A 14086-nucleotide genomic window follows, 5' to 3' on the forward strand; every position below is an offset into this window, starting at 1 on the left:
TCAGGCCGCCACTTCGATGTCGGCGGACTGGATGCGCTTGACGCCCTTGGCCGCCATCTGCTTCCAGGCCTTGGCCAGCGAGCCGTCGAGGTCGATGGCGCGCGTCGCGTCCTCGATCACGTAGGCTTCGAAGCCGGCCTTGCGCGCATCGAGCGCGGTCCAGGCGACGCAGAAGTCGGTGGCCAGGCCGCTCACGAACACGGTCTTGATGCCACGCTGCTTGAGGTAGCCGGCCAGGCCGGTGGCGGTCTTGCGGTCGGCTTCCTCGAAGGCCGAGTAGCTGTCGACGCCCTTGTGGAAGCCCTTGCGGATGATCAGCTGCGCGGTCGGCAGCTTCAGGTCCTTGTGCAGCGCCGCATCCTCGGTGCCCTGCACGCAGTGGTCGGGCCACAGCACCTGGCTGCCGTAGCCCAGCTTGATGCTGCTGAAAGGCTTCTGGCCCGGATGCGCGCTGGCGAAGGAGGCATGGCCCTGCGTGTGCCAGTCCTGCGTGACGACGATGTTCTCGAAGGCGGTGGAGAGCTTGTTGATCACCGGCACCACCTCGGCACCGCCCTTGACCGGCAGCGTGCCGCCGTCGACGAAGCAGTTCTGCACGTCGACCACGATCAGGACCGCGTTCGCTGCCGGCCTGATCTTCGCGGCAGCGAGCAGCGGCGCCGAGAGCCCCGCGAGCCCCAGGGCTGCGGCGGACTGGAGAAAGGTTCTGCGGTGCGTGTTGTGCATGGTAATAACTCCTCGGGCTAAGAAAACGCTGGGCCACGCCGGCGCCGGGCCGCCCCAAGGCGGCGTGCGGCCCCTTCGGGGGGCAGCGACGACACGAAGTGCGGGAGCGTGGGGGCCATATGCTTCAAACGCTCAGGTAGGCCCTGCGCACCTCGTCGTTGGCTGCCAGTTCGGCCATCGATGCCTGGTAGCGGATCTGCCCCTTCTCGAGCACGTAGGCGCGGTCGGACACGAGCTCGGCGAAGTGCATGTTCTGCTCCGACAGCAGGATGCTCACGCCCTGCGCCTTGAGCTCGAGGATCATGTTGGCCATCTGCTCGACGATCACCGGCGCCACGCCTTCGGAGGGCTCGTCGAGCAGCACCAGGTAAGGATTGCCCATCAGCGTGCGCGCCACGGTCAGCATCTGCTGCTCGCCGCCGCTCATGCGGCCGCCGGGTCGGTTCGGCATCTCGCCGAGGTTCGGGAAGAGCTTGAACAGGCGCTCGGGCGTCCACAGCGGCGCATCGCTGCCGTCGGTCCATCGGCGCGCGGCCTGCTTGCCGACCTCGAGGTTCTCCATCACTGTAAGGTCGGTGAACACGCGCCGGTCCTCGGGCACGAAGCCCAGGCCGAGCTTGGCCGCATGGTGCGGCTCGCTCTTCGAGATGTCGTGGCCCAGGAAGCGCACCGCGCCGCGGCGTTTGCCGAGCATGCCGATCAGCGTCTTGAGCGTGGTCGACTTGCCGGCGCCGTTGCGTCCCATGAGCGCGACGACTTCGCCGCGCCGCACCTCGAGGTCGACGTCGTAGAGGATCTGCGCGGCGCCGTACCAGGCGCACAGGGCCTTGGCTTCGAGCAGGACTTCATGCGTGCTCATGCGTTTTCTCCCACCGCGGCATTCACTGCCGCCGCCTTCTCGGCAATCTTCTCGAAGGTCTTCCCGCTGCCGAAATACACCTCCTGCACTTTCGGATGGTCGCGGATCTCGAGCGGCTTGCCCTGCGCGATGAGGCGCCCGCGCGCCAGCACGATCATGCGGTCGGCGTACGCGAACACCACGTCCATGCTGTGCTCGGTGAAGAGCACCGCCATGCCGCGGTCGATCACCAGTTGCTTGGTCAATGCCATCAGCGAGTTGCGCTCCTTGGGCGCCATGCCGGCGGTGGGCTCGTCCATCAGCAGCAGCTTGGGCGAATTGGCCATCGCGATCGCGAGCTCGACGCGCTTGACGTCGCCATAGGCCAGCACGCTGCAGGGCCGGTCGGCTTGGCTCTTCATGCCGACCTGGTCGAGCAGCGCCAGCGCTTCCTCGCGCTTGTGGTCGGCGGCGCGGCGCCAGGTCGAGAAGAGCCGGTGGTCATGCGAGAGCAGCGCCATCTGCACGTTCTCCACCACCGTGAGCGAGGCGAAGGTCTCGGCGATCTGGAAGGTGCGTCCCACGCCCATGCGCCAGATCTCGCGCGGCTTGCGGCCCACGAGTTCCTGGCCGTCGAGCAGGATCGAGCCGCGATCGGCCTTCAACTGGCCGTTGACCATGTTGAAGGTGGTGGACTTGCCGGCGCCGTTGGGGCCGATCAATGCGAGCAGTTCGCCCGGCGCGAGCTCGAAGCTGATGCCGTCGACGGCTTTGACGCCGCCGAAGGATTTGCCGAGTTCCGAAACTTTAAGAAGGCTCATGGTCTTACTCCCTCCCCCGCCGGGGGAGGGTGGGGGTAGGGGCGCCGGACGCCTGTTCAATCGTTGCGTTGGATGAAGGTTCGGCGCCCCCACCCCAACCCTCCCCCGGAAGGGGAGGGAGCAAGAGCCCGTTCATGCCTCTGCCTCCTTCAACTTGCCGGCCGCGCCACCGCGCCGCCGATCGAACAGCTGCTTGGCAAAGCCCGCGATCCCCTGCGGGAACAGCAGCACCAGGAGCAGGATGATCCCGCCCAGCATGGCGCGCCAGTAGTCGGTGTTGCGCGCCACCGTGTCGTGCAGCCAGGTGAAAGTGACGGCGCCCACCACCGGACCCGCCAGCGTCTGGATGCCGCCCAGCAGCACCATCACCAGCCCGTCCACCGACTTGCCTACGCTCAGCGATTCGGGCGAGATGCTGCCCTTGGAGAACGCGTAGAGCGCGCCGGCCAGCCCCGCCGCGGTGCCCGCGATCACGAAGGCGACCCACTGCATGCGCTTGACGTCGATGCCGATCGCATCGGCCCGAAGCGCCGAGTCGCGCCCGGCGCGCAGCGCATAGCCGAAGGGCGAGAACAGCACGCGCCGCAGCCACAGCACGCCGATCGCGACCAGCACCAGCGTGAGCCAGTAGTACACGCGCTTGTCCGAGAGCCACGCCGCCGGCCAGACGCCGGTGAGGCCGTTGCTGCCGCCCGTGAAAGTGTCCCACTGGTAGGTGACGGCCCAGGTGATCTGCGCGAAGGCGAGCGTGAGCATCGCGAGGTAGACGCCCGACAACCGCACCGCGAACCAGCCGTAGACGAAGGCGCCGGCCGCCGCCACCAGCGGGGCGATGACGAGCGCGAGCTCCATCGGCATGCCGCTCGTGCGCACCAGCAGCGCGGCACCGTAGGCCCCGAGCCCGAAGTAGGCCGCATGCCCGAAGGAATGCATGCCGGCCGGGCCCATGATGAAGTGCAGGCTGGTCGCGAACAGCGCGGCGATCATGAGGTCGATCATCAGCACGGTCGTGTAGGGCGAATCGGCCGTGATGAAGGGCATGGCCGCGAGCACCAGGCCGAACACGGCGGCCGCGATCAGGTAAGCCTTGCTCGGGCGGCGCAGCGGCTCCTCCTGCATGCCCACGTAGCGGCTCGGCGCCTGCGGCCGGCCGAACAGGCCCCAGGGGCGCCACACCAGCACCACCGCCATCACGAGGAAGTCGACCACCAGCGTGAGCTTGGAGAAGGAGACGCTGATGCCGAAGACGTCGACCACGCCGAGCCAGATGCAGATCGCCTTGATCTCGGCGATCAGCAGCGCGGCCGCATAGGCGCCGGGGATCGAGCCCATGCCGCCCACCACCACGACCACGAAAGCCGCGCCGATGGTGTTGAGGTCCATCTCGAGCGTGGCCGGCTCGCGCGGCAGCTGCAGCGCGCCGCCCAGGCCCGCAAGCAGTGCGCCGAGCGCGAACACGGCGGTGAACAGCCATGCCTGGTTGACGCCGAGCGCGCTGACCATCTCGCGGTCCTGCGTGGCGGCGCGCACCAGCGTGCCGAAGCGGGTGCGCGTGAGCAGCATCCAGACCAGGCCGAGCACAAGCGGGCCGACGACGATCAGGAACAGGTCATAGGACGGGAACTGGCGTCCGAGGATCATCACCGAGCCCGAAAGGCCGGGCGCGCGTGGGCCCAGCAATTCGTCGGGACCCCAGAGCCACAGCACCGCGTCCTTGATCACCAGCACCAACGCGAAGGTCGCGAGCAGCTGGAACAGCTCGGGCGCCTTGTAGATGCGGCGCAGCAGCACCACCTCGATCAGCGCACCCAGCACGCCGACCGCGAGCGCGGCGATCACCAGCGCCGGCCAGAAGCCGAGCCCCGTGCCCAGCCGCTCGACCAGCGTGTAGGCGATGTAGACGCCCACCATGAAGAACGAGCCATGCGCGAAGTTCACGATCCGCGTGACGCCGAAGATCAGCGACAGGCCTGCCGCCACGAGAAACAGCGAGGACGCGCTCGCCAGCCCATTCAAGAGCTGAACGATGAAACCCGAAAAGCTCATTCGAAGATCCTCGACATGGAAGCTCTACCCGAAGAGGGCCCCCGCGCGGCCGGCGCAGCCAGGCTGCCCGTTCGCGAAACACCGCGGAACCGGCTTTGCCGGGCCGCTGGTGTTGCCCCCGGTAGGGGGTTGGCGAAGCGACACGAAGTGCGCGCAGCCTGGGGGCGAGCGTCAATCATTGGCTCGCGACTTCTTCAGCTCGGCGACGGGCGGCTGGTACTTGGGGTCGGCACCGTCGAGGTAGACGTAGTTCACCATCACGCCCTTGCCGCCTTCGTTCTTGGTGCGGCCCACGAAGGCGCCCATGGTCGACTGGTGGTCTTCGGGGCGGTAGGTGATCTTGCCGAAGGGCGTGTCGACCTGCAGGCCCTTGAAGGCCGCGACCAGCTTCTCGGTGTCGGTGCTCTTGGCCTTGGCGATGCCGGCAGCGGCCGAGTGGATCATGCTGTAGCCGACCACCGAGCCGAGGCGCGGGTAATCCTTGAATTTGGCCTGGTAGGCCTGCTCGAACTTCTTATGCTCGGGCGTGGTGATGCCATACCAGGGATAGCCGGTCACGATCCAGCCGTTGGGCGCCTCGTCCTTCAGCGGGTCCAGGTACTCGGGCTCGCCGGTCAGCACGCTCACCACCTCGCGGTCCTTGAACAGGCCGCGCGTGTTGCCTTCGCGCACGAACTTCGACAGGTCGGCGCCGAACAGCACGTTGAAGATTGCATCCGGCTTGGCATCGGCCAGCGCCTGCACCACGCTGCCGGCATCGACCTTGCCGAGCGGCGTGGCCTGCTCGGCGACGAACTCGACGTCCGGCTGCGCAGCCTTCAGCAGGTTCTTGAACGCGGCCACGGCCGACTGGCCGTACTCGTAGTTGGGGTACACCACGGCCCAGCGCTTTTTCTTCAGCTTGGCCGCCTCGGGCACCAGCATCGCGGCCTGCATGTAGGTGCCGGGGCGCAGGCGGAAGGTGTATTGATTGCCGCCCTGCCAGGTGATCTTGTCGGTCAGCGGTTCGCCCGCGAGGAAGAAGAACTTCTTCTGCTTCGCGAAGTCGGTCACCGCGAGGCCGGTGTTGGACAGGAAGGTGCCCGCCAGCATGTCGACCTTCTCGCGCGACACCAGCTCCTCGGCCACGCGCACCGCGTCGCCGGGGTTGGCGTTGTCGTCGCGCGTGACGAGCTCGATCTTCTTGCCGTTGACGCCGCCGGCGGCGTTGATCTCGTCGACCGCGAGCTCCATGCCCTTCTTGTAGGGCTCGAGGAAGGCGGGCTGCGCCTTGTAGCTGTTGATCTCGCCGATCTTGATCACGCCCTGCGCATGCGCGGCGGGAATCAGTGAGACGGTGAGCGCGGCGAGCGACACGACGTTGAAGGCAAAGCGCATGGTCATGGGGAACTCCTCGTTGAAAATGGTCAATGGGACCGGACAAATGCGGTGCGCGCAGCGCACTCGCCGTTCGGGGGCGGCCGCGGAACCGGCTTCGCCGGGCCGCAGGGCGGCGCCCCCGGAAGGGGGTTGGCGGACCACACGAAGTGGGGGAGCCTGGGGGTGAGCTTCATTTCAGGCCGTCTTCGCCCTTGATCTCGGAAACTTGGAGACCACCGATGCGCGGGAGCGGCCGCCCGCTGTCGGTGACCGCGACCGCAACGACGATCTCGTTGGCGCGCGGCGCATCCGACACGCGAGCCTCGACGGCATCGAAGTGGCTGCGCACGAAGGCCGCGTCCTTGTGGCCCAGCGGCACGTCGATGGCGGTGCCGAGCGTGCCGCGCTTCTTGGCCGAGGGCACCAGCGCCGCGCCTTTTTCCACCGCCAAGCGCAGCGGCGCGCCGAGCTTGGGATGCAGGATGGCCGCGGCATGCTCGAGCTCGCCGGCTTCGCCGACGATCGCGCCCTTGCCGTAGCTCTGCGCCTGGCCGGGCTCGATGCCCAGCGCGGCCACGGCCTTCTGGCCGAGCAGCGCACCCAGCTCCTCGCCGATGGCGATCAGTTCGTCGAGCGACTCGCTGTAGCGGCCCGCGTAGGGGTTCTCGATCACAGCGATCGCGACGGCGCGGCGCGTGGGCGGCTCGATGGCCTGGCCCATTTCCTTGCGGGTTTCGTCGACCTGCACGACGAGCTTGCGGATGTTGGCGGTCATCTTGACTACTCCTGTTCTGGTTTTAGGCATTCGCGCCGGCGAGCGCAGCGAGGCCCTTTCGGGAAACACCGCGGAACCGGCTTTGCCGGGCCGCTGGACGCAGTGAGCAAGCAACGGAGGTGGTCAGTCATCTCAATCCATCCCACTTGGAAATGTTCTCGGCGCGCAAGCCGCCCACGCGTTCGTGCACGCGGTAACCCGTGCTCATCGCGAGGATGAAGACGATCTCGTCGGCGGCCGGCGCGCCGGGCACGCGCACTTCGATCGCATCGAACTGGCCGCGCACGTAGCTGGCATTGATGTTGGTGAGCGGCACGTCGAGCGCCGCGCCGGGCGGCCCCACCTTCTTGGTGGAAGGCACGATCGAGAGCGCGTTGCCCGGCTGGCCGGTCTTCTTCTCGTCGACCGTGCCCGAGCGGTAGGCGGCACGGTCGCCCTTCCAGCCGAGCAGCTCGCGCATCGCATAGCCGCCGGGCACGTGCCACAGCGCGCCGTGCTCCAGCTCGCCGGCCGCGCCGACGATCGCGCCCTTGCCGTAGGTGGCGATCCGCTCGAGCGGCACATCCATCGCGGCATGCAGCTTGTGCGCCATGTCCACGCCGACCGGGTCGAGCAGCTCCATCATCGGCAGGATGTCGGGCTCGTAGCGGCCTGCGAAGGGATTGGTCAGCACCGCGCCGATGGCGCCGCGCACCAGGGGCGTTGCGGCGCGCGGTCCGAACTCGTGGTGGATGTGCTCGACGTGGGTGAAAACGCGACGTATCTCGATCATGAAAAGAAGCCCTGCTTTTCGTTAAGCAAATACTGAACCAACTGCAGCGGCCCGGGTCGGCCCCGCAATGGCCGAGACACCGGATGCATGCGAGCTTAAGGGCTCGACCATCGCCCATTGCCCCTGACAAACCAGCACGACCGACCACACCAGGCCCGATTGCTGCAAGGCCGCCGCGCGGGCCGCGCCCGCATCCAGTGCGCGGCGCACCTGCGCGGGCGCCAGCGGCGGCACGTCGGTCGTCACCAGTATCTCGCCGAGGTCGCTGTCGTCCTTGCAGGTGCTGGCCGGCTGTCGACGGATGCCCGGATCCTCGACATCGACCGCATTGGCAATCACGGTGGCGGCGGCATCGGCTTCTGCCGCCGTGGCGGCGAGCACGGTCACGCTGTCGGCGATGCCGAGCGAGAAGCTGCGGCCGCGCCAGCCGCTGGTGGCGACGCCGCGCACCGGCATCTCGGCGCTGATCTCGAACTGGCCGTCGGTCGCGAGCGGCCCGCCGTCGCGCAGATCGAAGCGCGCGAGATCGGCGAACAGGCCGACGCGTGCCGAATGGCCCGGAGCCAGATGCAGCGCGATGTCGCCGCCGTCGTTGATCCACGCGCGCTCGATGCCGGGGCGCTGGTAGCAGGCGATGAGTTCCTGCGCCACGGCGCCAGCCACCGCGGCCATCGGCGTGATGAAGCCGGCGCTGAAGGCGGCACAGGCCTGCCACATGCGCCGGGCGATCGGGCCTCGCAGCGCGCATTCGGCGCCCACGGGTTGGCGCAGCAGGGGCAGCTCGGCCACCAGCTCTTCTAGGACGCCGCCGAAGCGCCGCCATGCGATCTCGTGCGCGACGGCGACCTCGACTGCGTCGCCGTGCGCCTCGGCCACGATGTCGATCGGGCCGTGGTTGAGATGCCAGCGGCCGCCGTCGAGCGCGCTGCGTTGGGCGGTCATCGCGCAGAGCTCCACGGAGAGAACATGCGGCCGCCGTCGGGCCGCCCCAAGGCGAGCCGCGCCTCCCCCTCGGGGGGTGGAGTTACACGAGCGAAGCTCGTGAAAAGCCGGGGGGCAGACATTTCTAGCCCAGCATGGGAGGCTGGCCGAGAGGCCAGGGATTCGCATCGTCCATGCGAAGCCATTGGCGCGCGAGCGGCGCACCGTCGTTCTGCCAGGCGCCGCGCGCCAGCGCCTGCTCGAGCGAGAACACATGCTCCATGTGGCCGCCGAGTGCAGCGTAGTCCTCGCGCCGCATGCTGAACTCGATGGGCGCGACGATCGCGGGCGTGGGCACGGTGCCGAAGCTGTTGTCGGGCATGCGCAGTACGTCGGCCATCACGGTGATGCCGCCGCCGGGCCACACATAGGCCGGTGCACCGCCGCAGGTCACGTTGACCAGCGCGCGCTTGATGGCGCGCGTGAGCAGCACCGGGTTCTCGGTGACGCCGGCGCGCAAGGACCCGCCGGCGCCGCCGAGGAAGAGCACGCTGCACAGCGAGGGCTCGCAGTTCTCGCCGATGCGCTCGATGATGCGCCGCACTTCGGCCGGCATCTCCTGCTCGACCGGCTGCAGCGCGTCATCGAGCACATACCACTGCGCATGCTCGCCGGTGGTGGAAGTCATCAGGAGACGCAGGCCGGGTCTGGCCACGCCCTCTTCCCAGCCCTCGATGATCGACAGCGGATCGTCGATGTCGGTGCCGCCCCAGCCGGTGCCGGGGTTCGCCACCTGGAAGTAGCGCCCGGGCGTGGACTTGCGCCCGCGCATCTGGATGCCCGAGGGCGGCATGTCGAGGCAGCGGCCGGCCTGGTGCTCGGTGAGCACGCCGGTGATGTGGTCGTCGACCACCACCACCTCGTCGGCCTGGCTGAAAAGCTGGCGCGCGAAGATGCCGATGGCCGCCGAGCCGCAGCCCACGCGCATGCGCTTTTCTTCCACGCCGTTGACGATGGGCGCACGCCCGGCTTGGATCACCATGCTGGCGCCGCCGTCGATCACGCATTCGACCGGCTTCTTGTTGCCCAGCAGCTGCATCAGCTCGGCCGTCATGCGGCCTTCCTTCTTGCTGCCGCCGGTGAGATGGTGCACGCCGCCGAGCGAGAGCATCTGCGAGCCGTACTCGGCCGTGGTGACGTGGCCCACCACCTCGCCGCGATAGCGCACGTTGGCCTGCTCGGCGCCGAGGAAACGGTCGGTGTCGATCTTCACCTTGAAGCTGCAGTAGCTGAAGATGCCCTCGGTCACGACCGTGACCATGTCGACGCCCTGGGCCTTGGAGGCCACGATGAAGGGTGCGGGCTTGTAGTCGGGGTAGGTGGTGGAGGAGCCCACGCCGGTGACAAAGACCTCGTCCGCATGGAGGAGATCACCCCTCCAGTCCGGGTCCACCTCGGCGCTCGCCTCTTCAGCCGCCGGCCGCGCGAAAGGCACCAGCGCGGGCGATTCGCTCGCCAGTTCGCGGCGCAGGAGCAGCACCGGGTCGACCCGCACCAGCACGCCCTCGCGGTTGGCGTAGCGGTCGCAGGCGCCGGTGCGTCCCTCGGAGATCTGGCACAACACCGGGCAGGCGTTGCACTCGACCTTGCTGGCACTCATGCGCTCGTTGCGCAGGGGCGAGCGGCTGTCGGACTCGGGCAATACCGGCATGTCCATGCCGGGCAATCCGTCTGTCTTGGTGTGTTCGGTCATCGGGGGCTACTCTTGAAATCAGGGCCGATCGGATCTGCAACAACCGTGCCGGAGACCGGCTTGTATTGGACTCTCGGTTTGTGTAGCATTCCCTACACTTTCATGTTGCAATCACTACATTGAAGACCAATGTAGCAAACAGAATCGATGCTTGCAATGGTGTTTTCGCGGCGTCGCCGACAATCGGCAGGTTCCCTTTTCATTCATAACCATCCCTGATTCCTATGAGTGCATTCAGCGAAGAACGCGTGTTGAGCGTCCACCATTGGACCGACCGCCTGTTCACCTTCACCACCACGCGCGACCCGGCGCTGCGCTTCTCCAACGGCCACTTCACGATGATCGGCCTCAAGGTCAACAACAAGCCCTTGCTGCGCGCCTACAGCATCGTGAGCCCGAACTACGAAGAGCACCTGGAGTTCCTCAGCATCAAGGTCGAGGAAGGCCCGCTCACCTCGAAGCTGCAGCACATCCAGGTCGGCGACAGCATCATCGTGGGCCGCAAGCCCACCGGTACGCTCCTGATCGACTACACGCTGCCCGGGAAGCGCCTCTACCTGTTCGGCACCGGCACCGGCCTGGCACCGTTCATGAGCATCATTCGGGACCCGGACACCTACGAGAAGTTCGAGCAGGTCATCCTGGTGCACGGCGTGCGCCAGATCGACGAGCTGGCCTACCACGACCTGGTGACCGACCATCTGCCCAAGCATGAATTCCTGGGCGAGATGATCGAGAAGCAGCTGCTCTACTACCCGACGGTGACGCGCGAGGAGTTCCGCAACATGGGCCGCATCACCGAGCTGATCGAGACCAACAAGCTGACCGACGACCTGGGCCTGCCGCCGCTCAATGCCGCGGAGGACCGCGTGATGCTGTGCGGCAGTCCGGGGCTGCTGGTCGACCTCAAGCACCTTCTCGAAGCCAGAGGTTTCAAGGAGGGCAACACGTCGACCCCCGGCGACTTTGTCGTCGAACGCGCCTTCGCCGAGAAGTGATGGCCCCCCGGCTTTTCACGAGCTTTGCTCGTGTAACTCCACCCCCCGAGGGGGAGCCGCGGCTCGCCTTGGGGCGGCCCGGCGGCGGCCGCTGAGCCATGGCCACGCGCAAGGCGATCCCGCCCAAGCCGGCCACGCGCCGCACCGGCGTGCGCGAGGCCGCCGCGCAGGCCACGCGCGAGAGCATCCTGCGCGCGGCCACCAAGGTGTTCGCGAAGTACGGCTACGACGGCGGCAGCGTCGAGAAGATCTCGAAGGCCGCCAAGTCCTACGACCGCATGATCTACTACTACTTCGGCAGCAAGGAAGGCCTCTTCATCGCGGTGCTCGAAGGCATCTACCGGCGCATGGACGAGGCCGAAGCCGCGATCGATCTCGACGCCTCGCGGCCGGTCGAAGCGCTGACGGCGGTGATCCGCTTCGTGCTCGGCTACTACCGCAAGAACCCCGAGTTCGTCACCCTGCTCAACACCGAGAACCTGCACAAGGGCCGGCACGTCGCGAAGTCGCTGCGCGCGCGCGAGTACTCGTCGCGCGCCATCGCGATCATCCAGAAGCTGCTCGAAAGCGGCGTCGCGCAGGGCCTGTTCCGCGACGACGTGGCGGCGCGCGATCTCTACCTGCTGATCGCCTCCACGGGCTACTTCTACACGTCGAACCGCCATACGCTGACCGCTTTTCTCGGCGAGCCGCTGGAGACGCCGGAGGCCGTCGAACACTGGGAAGACTTCGTGATCGAAACCGTGCTGCGCACGGTCGACGCGGGTGCTTCCGACGAAGAAACCACCTCACCCCACGAAGAGGCAACGAAATGGCAGAAGTCGCAACCGGCGCAAAGTCGGGCAAGGTCGTCATCCGGAACATAGGCCTGCTGCTGTCGGGCGACATCGACAAGCCCATCCTGGACGCCGACACCCTCGTCGTGAACGACGGGCTGATCGTCGCGGTCGGCAAGGAGAAGGACTGCGACTGCGAAGGCGCGCAGACCGTGATCGACGCCAGGAAAACCTGCGTCGCTCCGGGCTTGATCGACAGCCACGTGCACCCCGTGTTCGGCGACTGGACGCCGCGCCAGAGCCAGCTCGGCTGGATCGATTCGACGATGAACGGCGGCGTGACCACGATGATTTCCGCTGGCGAGGTGCACCTGCCCGGCAGGCCCAAGGACATCGTGGGCGTGAAGGCGCTGGCCATCACCGCGCAGCGCGCCTTCGATAACTTCCGCCCCGGCGGGGTCAAGGTGCTGGCCGGCGCGCCGGTGCTCGAGAAGGGCATGGTCGAGAGCGACTTCAGGGAGCTGGCCGAGGCGGGCGTGGGCCTCCTGGGCGAGGTCGGCCTGGGCTCGGTGAAGGCCGGCTACGAGGCTAAGGAGATGGTGGCCTGGGCGCGCAAGTACGGCATCCAGAGCACCATCCACACCGGCGGCCCCTCGATCCCCGGCTCCGGCCTGATCGACAAGGACGTGGTGCTCGAGGCCGATGCCGACATCATCGGCCACATCAACGGCGGCCACACCTCGCTGCCCGAGGCGCATGTGTGCGAGCTGTGCGAGAAGTCCTCGCGCGCGATCGAGATCGTGCACAACGGCAACGAGCGCGTCGCCATCGCGGCGGCCAGGGCGGCGCTCGATCTGAAATGCCCGCACCGCGTGATCCTCGGCACCGACGGGCCGGCCGGCTCGGGCGTGCAGCCGTTGGGCATCCTGCGCATGGTGGCGATGCTGTCCTCGATCGCGAACATCCCGGCCGAACTGGTGTTTTGCTTCGCGACCGGCAACACGGCGCGCATCCGAGGGCTCAACTGCGGGCTGATCGAGGTCGGCCGCGCAGCGGACTTCGTCTTCATGGACCGCGCGCAGCACACGGCCGGCAAGACGCTGCTCGAAAGCGTGCAGCTCGGCGACATTCCGGGCGTCGGCATGGTGATGATCGACGGCATCGTGCGCTGCGGCCGCAGCCGCAACACGCCGCCGGCGACGGAGATCCCGGTCGTGGTGTCCGGGGTGCACTGACTGAACAGGCGCACCGAACATCCCGCTATGGCTTTACCTTCACCGCAAACCCGGTCTTGATCAGTGTCGACAATCGCGCCGCGTCCCAGTTGGTCAAGTGAATGCAGCCATTGGTTTCCCGGTGGCCGACGCGCGCCGGAGACGGCGTTCCGTGAATGCCCCAGTGGGGTTTCGAAAGACCAATCCAGGTGCTGCCCACCGGATTGTTGGGGCCGGGCGGCACTTCGACCTTCTTCGCCTTCGCCGGCGCATTCTTGAGGAGCCCGGGATCGTAGGTGAAGGTTGGATTCTTCACTTCGTTGGTGATCTTCATCCTGCCTGGTTCCAAGGGATCAAGCCGCCCGCCGATGCTGATCGGGAAGCCGGCCAGCGACTTGCCGTCGCGGTCGAGCACGAAGAGCATGCGCTCGGACTTGTCGATCTCGATCGACGCCGCGGCTTTCACAAGCGCTGGATCCGCAGCGCCGGCCACGTTGACAACCACGATCTCATCGCCGGCCCTGAAGCGCGCGCCCTTGTTCAGGTCCGCCAGCAGCTTCGGCGCCATGTGGTGCTTTTCCGCCAACGCTTCCTCGACCGATTCGTAGTCGAGCGATTTCAGCTTTGCCCTATCGGCCATGTCCTTTGGCGTCGCCGTGAAGGGCCCGGCAGCATCCCTCTCGGTGATGACATATGCGGCGAACAAAGGCGCGGTGTCGTTCCTGAGGGCCGCCCAGGTGGCGGCGTGCACCTTGCCGGTGGGCGCGATGCCGCTCGCCGCCTGGTACGCGGCCACCACCCGCCGCATGTTTGCACCAAAGCCGCCGTCGATCTCGCCGGGCGAGAACCATGCGCGGTCAAGCAGGATCTGGGCACGAACCACCGCGGCGCCTCTGGCGCCCTGGGAAAGCATCGGCGTCTCAGTCGCCGCATTGAGCCGATCCAATGCCCTGGGTTGCTGCGCATCGGAGGGGGCGGTCTTGGCTGCGGCCGATGTCTTGGCAGCGCAGGCCGCCCACGACGCACCGGATGCAGCGAGCGCCCCAGCAATCAGCAGGAACTTGCGGCGAGGAGAGGTCATCGAGCG

The 14086-nt window shown here is 67.4% G+C and carries 13 protein-coding genes; 3 read left to right on the top strand and 10 right to left on the bottom strand.

Features of this window, described 5'->3' with window-relative positions; translation table 11 throughout:
• The 9 genes from pncA to EJI01_RS19255 all read right to left on the bottom strand — a co-directional run bounded on the left by pncA (position 1) and on the right by EJI01_RS19255 (position 10011).
• Positions 1-726, bottom strand: coding sequence for a bifunctional nicotinamidase/pyrazinamidase (gene pncA, locus EJI01_RS19215; RefSeq protein WP_126838732.1), 726 nt, complete (start codon positions 724-726; stop codon positions 1-3).
• A gap of 124 nt (positions 727-850) precedes the next feature.
• Positions 851-1585 carry an ABC transporter ATP-binding protein gene (locus EJI01_RS19220; RefSeq protein ID WP_126838733.1) on the bottom strand — a complete coding sequence of 245 codons (735 nt, stop codon included), beginning with the start codon at positions 1583-1585 and terminating at the stop codon, positions 851-853.
• On the bottom strand, positions 1582-2385 hold the full coding sequence (locus tag EJI01_RS19225) for an ABC transporter ATP-binding protein (RefSeq protein ID WP_126838734.1): 804 nt from the start codon (positions 2383-2385) through the stop codon (positions 1582-1584). The genes EJI01_RS19220 and EJI01_RS19225 overlap by 4 nt, the downstream gene beginning before the upstream one ends.
• A gap of 132 nt (positions 2386-2517) precedes the next feature.
• Positions 2518-4431 (bottom strand): ABC transporter permease, encoded by a 1914-nt coding sequence (locus tag EJI01_RS19230; protein WP_126838735.1) that lies wholly within the window; start codon positions 4429-4431, stop codon positions 2518-2520.
• A 171-nt stretch (positions 4432-4602) separates the two neighbouring features.
• Entirely contained in the window at positions 4603-5808 is a 1206-nt protein-coding gene (locus EJI01_RS19235) for an ABC transporter substrate-binding protein (protein ID WP_409513970.1), read from the bottom strand.
• A 172-nt stretch (positions 5809-5980) separates the two neighbouring features.
• A complete protein-coding gene (locus EJI01_RS19240; RefSeq protein WP_126838737.1) occupies positions 5981-6565 on the bottom strand; it encodes an amino acid synthesis family protein in 585 nt (194 codons plus the stop codon).
• A gap of 127 nt (positions 6566-6692) precedes the next feature.
• On the bottom strand, positions 6693-7337 hold the full coding sequence (locus EJI01_RS19245; protein WP_126838738.1) for an amino acid synthesis family protein: 645 nt from the start codon (positions 7335-7337) through the stop codon (positions 6693-6695).
• Between the two features lie 21 nt (positions 7338-7358).
• Positions 7359-8279, bottom strand: a complete 921-nt coding sequence (locus EJI01_RS19250) for a UPF0280 family protein (RefSeq protein ID WP_126838739.1) — start codon at positions 8277-8279, stop codon at positions 7359-7361.
• Positions 8280-8403: 124 nt separating this feature from the next.
• Positions 8404-10011, bottom strand: coding sequence for a 6-hydroxynicotinate reductase (locus EJI01_RS19255; RefSeq protein WP_126838740.1), 1608 nt, complete (start codon positions 10009-10011; stop codon positions 8404-8406).
• A 224-nt stretch (positions 10012-10235) separates the two neighbouring features.
• Between EJI01_RS19255 and EJI01_RS19260 the strand changes: the two genes are divergently transcribed.
• The 3 genes from EJI01_RS19260 (at position 10236) to EJI01_RS19270 (ending at position 13020) form a co-directional block, all read left to right on the top strand.
• Entirely contained in the window at positions 10236-11009 is a 774-nt protein-coding gene (locus EJI01_RS19260; RefSeq protein ID WP_126838741.1) for a ferredoxin--NADP reductase, read from the top strand.
• 98 nt (positions 11010-11107) lie between these two features.
• Positions 11108-11875 (top strand): TetR family transcriptional regulator, encoded by a 768-nt coding sequence (locus tag EJI01_RS19265; RefSeq protein ID WP_126838742.1) that lies wholly within the window; start codon positions 11108-11110, stop codon positions 11873-11875.
• Positions 11821-13020: an amidohydrolase family protein gene (locus EJI01_RS19270; protein WP_126838743.1), complete on the top strand. Its 1200-nt coding sequence runs from the start codon at positions 11821-11823 to the stop codon at positions 13018-13020. Before EJI01_RS19265 ends, EJI01_RS19270 begins: the two co-directional genes overlap by 55 nt.
• 25 nt (positions 13021-13045) lie before the next feature.
• Here EJI01_RS19270 and EJI01_RS19275 read toward each other — a convergent pair whose 3' ends face one another.
• Entirely contained in the window at positions 13046-14080 is a 1035-nt protein-coding gene (locus EJI01_RS19275; RefSeq protein ID WP_126838744.1) for a L,D-transpeptidase, read from the bottom strand.
• Between the last annotated feature and the right edge of the window lie 6 nt (positions 14081-14086).

Origin of the sequence: Variovorax sp. MHTC-1 (assembly GCF_003984645.1) — a bacterium.
Lineage (GTDB): Bacteria > Pseudomonadota > Gammaproteobacteria > Burkholderiales > Burkholderiaceae_C > Variovorax.

Bases quoted from the DNA above. Each gene is read 5' to 3' on its own strand.
- pncA (WP_126838732.1), bottom strand. From the start codon at position 726: ATGCACAACACGCACCGCAGAACCTTTCTCCAGTCCGCCGCAGCCCTG.
- EJI01_RS19220 (WP_126838733.1), bottom strand. From the start codon at position 1,585: ATGAGCACGCATGAAGTCCTGCTCGAAGCCAAGGCCCTGTGCGCCTGG.
- EJI01_RS19225 (WP_126838734.1), bottom strand. From the start codon at position 2,385: ATGAGCCTTCTTAAAGTTTCGGAACTCGGCAAATCCTTCGGCGGCGTC.
- EJI01_RS19230 (WP_126838735.1), bottom strand. From the start codon at position 4,431: ATGAGCTTTTCGGGTTTCATCGTTCAGCTCTTGAATGGGCTGGCGAGC.
- EJI01_RS19235 (WP_409513970.1), bottom strand. From the start codon at position 5,808: ATGCGCTTTGCCTTCAACGTCGTGTCGCTCGCCGCGCTCACCGTCTCA.
- EJI01_RS19240 (WP_126838737.1), bottom strand. From the start codon at position 6,565: ATGACCGCCAACATCCGCAAGCTCGTCGTGCAGGTCGACGAAACCCGC.
- EJI01_RS19245 (WP_126838738.1), bottom strand. From the start codon at position 7,337: ATGATCGAGATACGTCGCGTTTTCACCCACGTCGAGCACATCCACCAC.
- EJI01_RS19250 (WP_126838739.1), bottom strand. From the start codon at position 8,279: ATGACCGCCCAACGCAGCGCGCTCGACGGCGGCCGCTGGCATCTCAAC.
- EJI01_RS19255 (WP_126838740.1), bottom strand. From the start codon at position 10,011: ATGACCGAACACACCAAGACAGACGGATTGCCCGGCATGGACATGCCG.
- EJI01_RS19260 (WP_126838741.1), top strand. From the start codon at position 10,236: ATGAGTGCATTCAGCGAAGAACGCGTGTTGAGCGTCCACCATTGGACC.
- EJI01_RS19265 (WP_126838742.1), top strand. From the start codon at position 11,108: ATGGCCACGCGCAAGGCGATCCCGCCCAAGCCGGCCACGCGCCGCACC.
- EJI01_RS19270 (WP_126838743.1), top strand. From the start codon at position 11,821: ATGGCAGAAGTCGCAACCGGCGCAAAGTCGGGCAAGGTCGTCATCCGG.
- EJI01_RS19275 (WP_126838744.1), bottom strand. From the start codon at position 14,080: ATGACCTCTCCTCGCCGCAAGTTCCTGCTGATTGCTGGGGCGCTCGCT.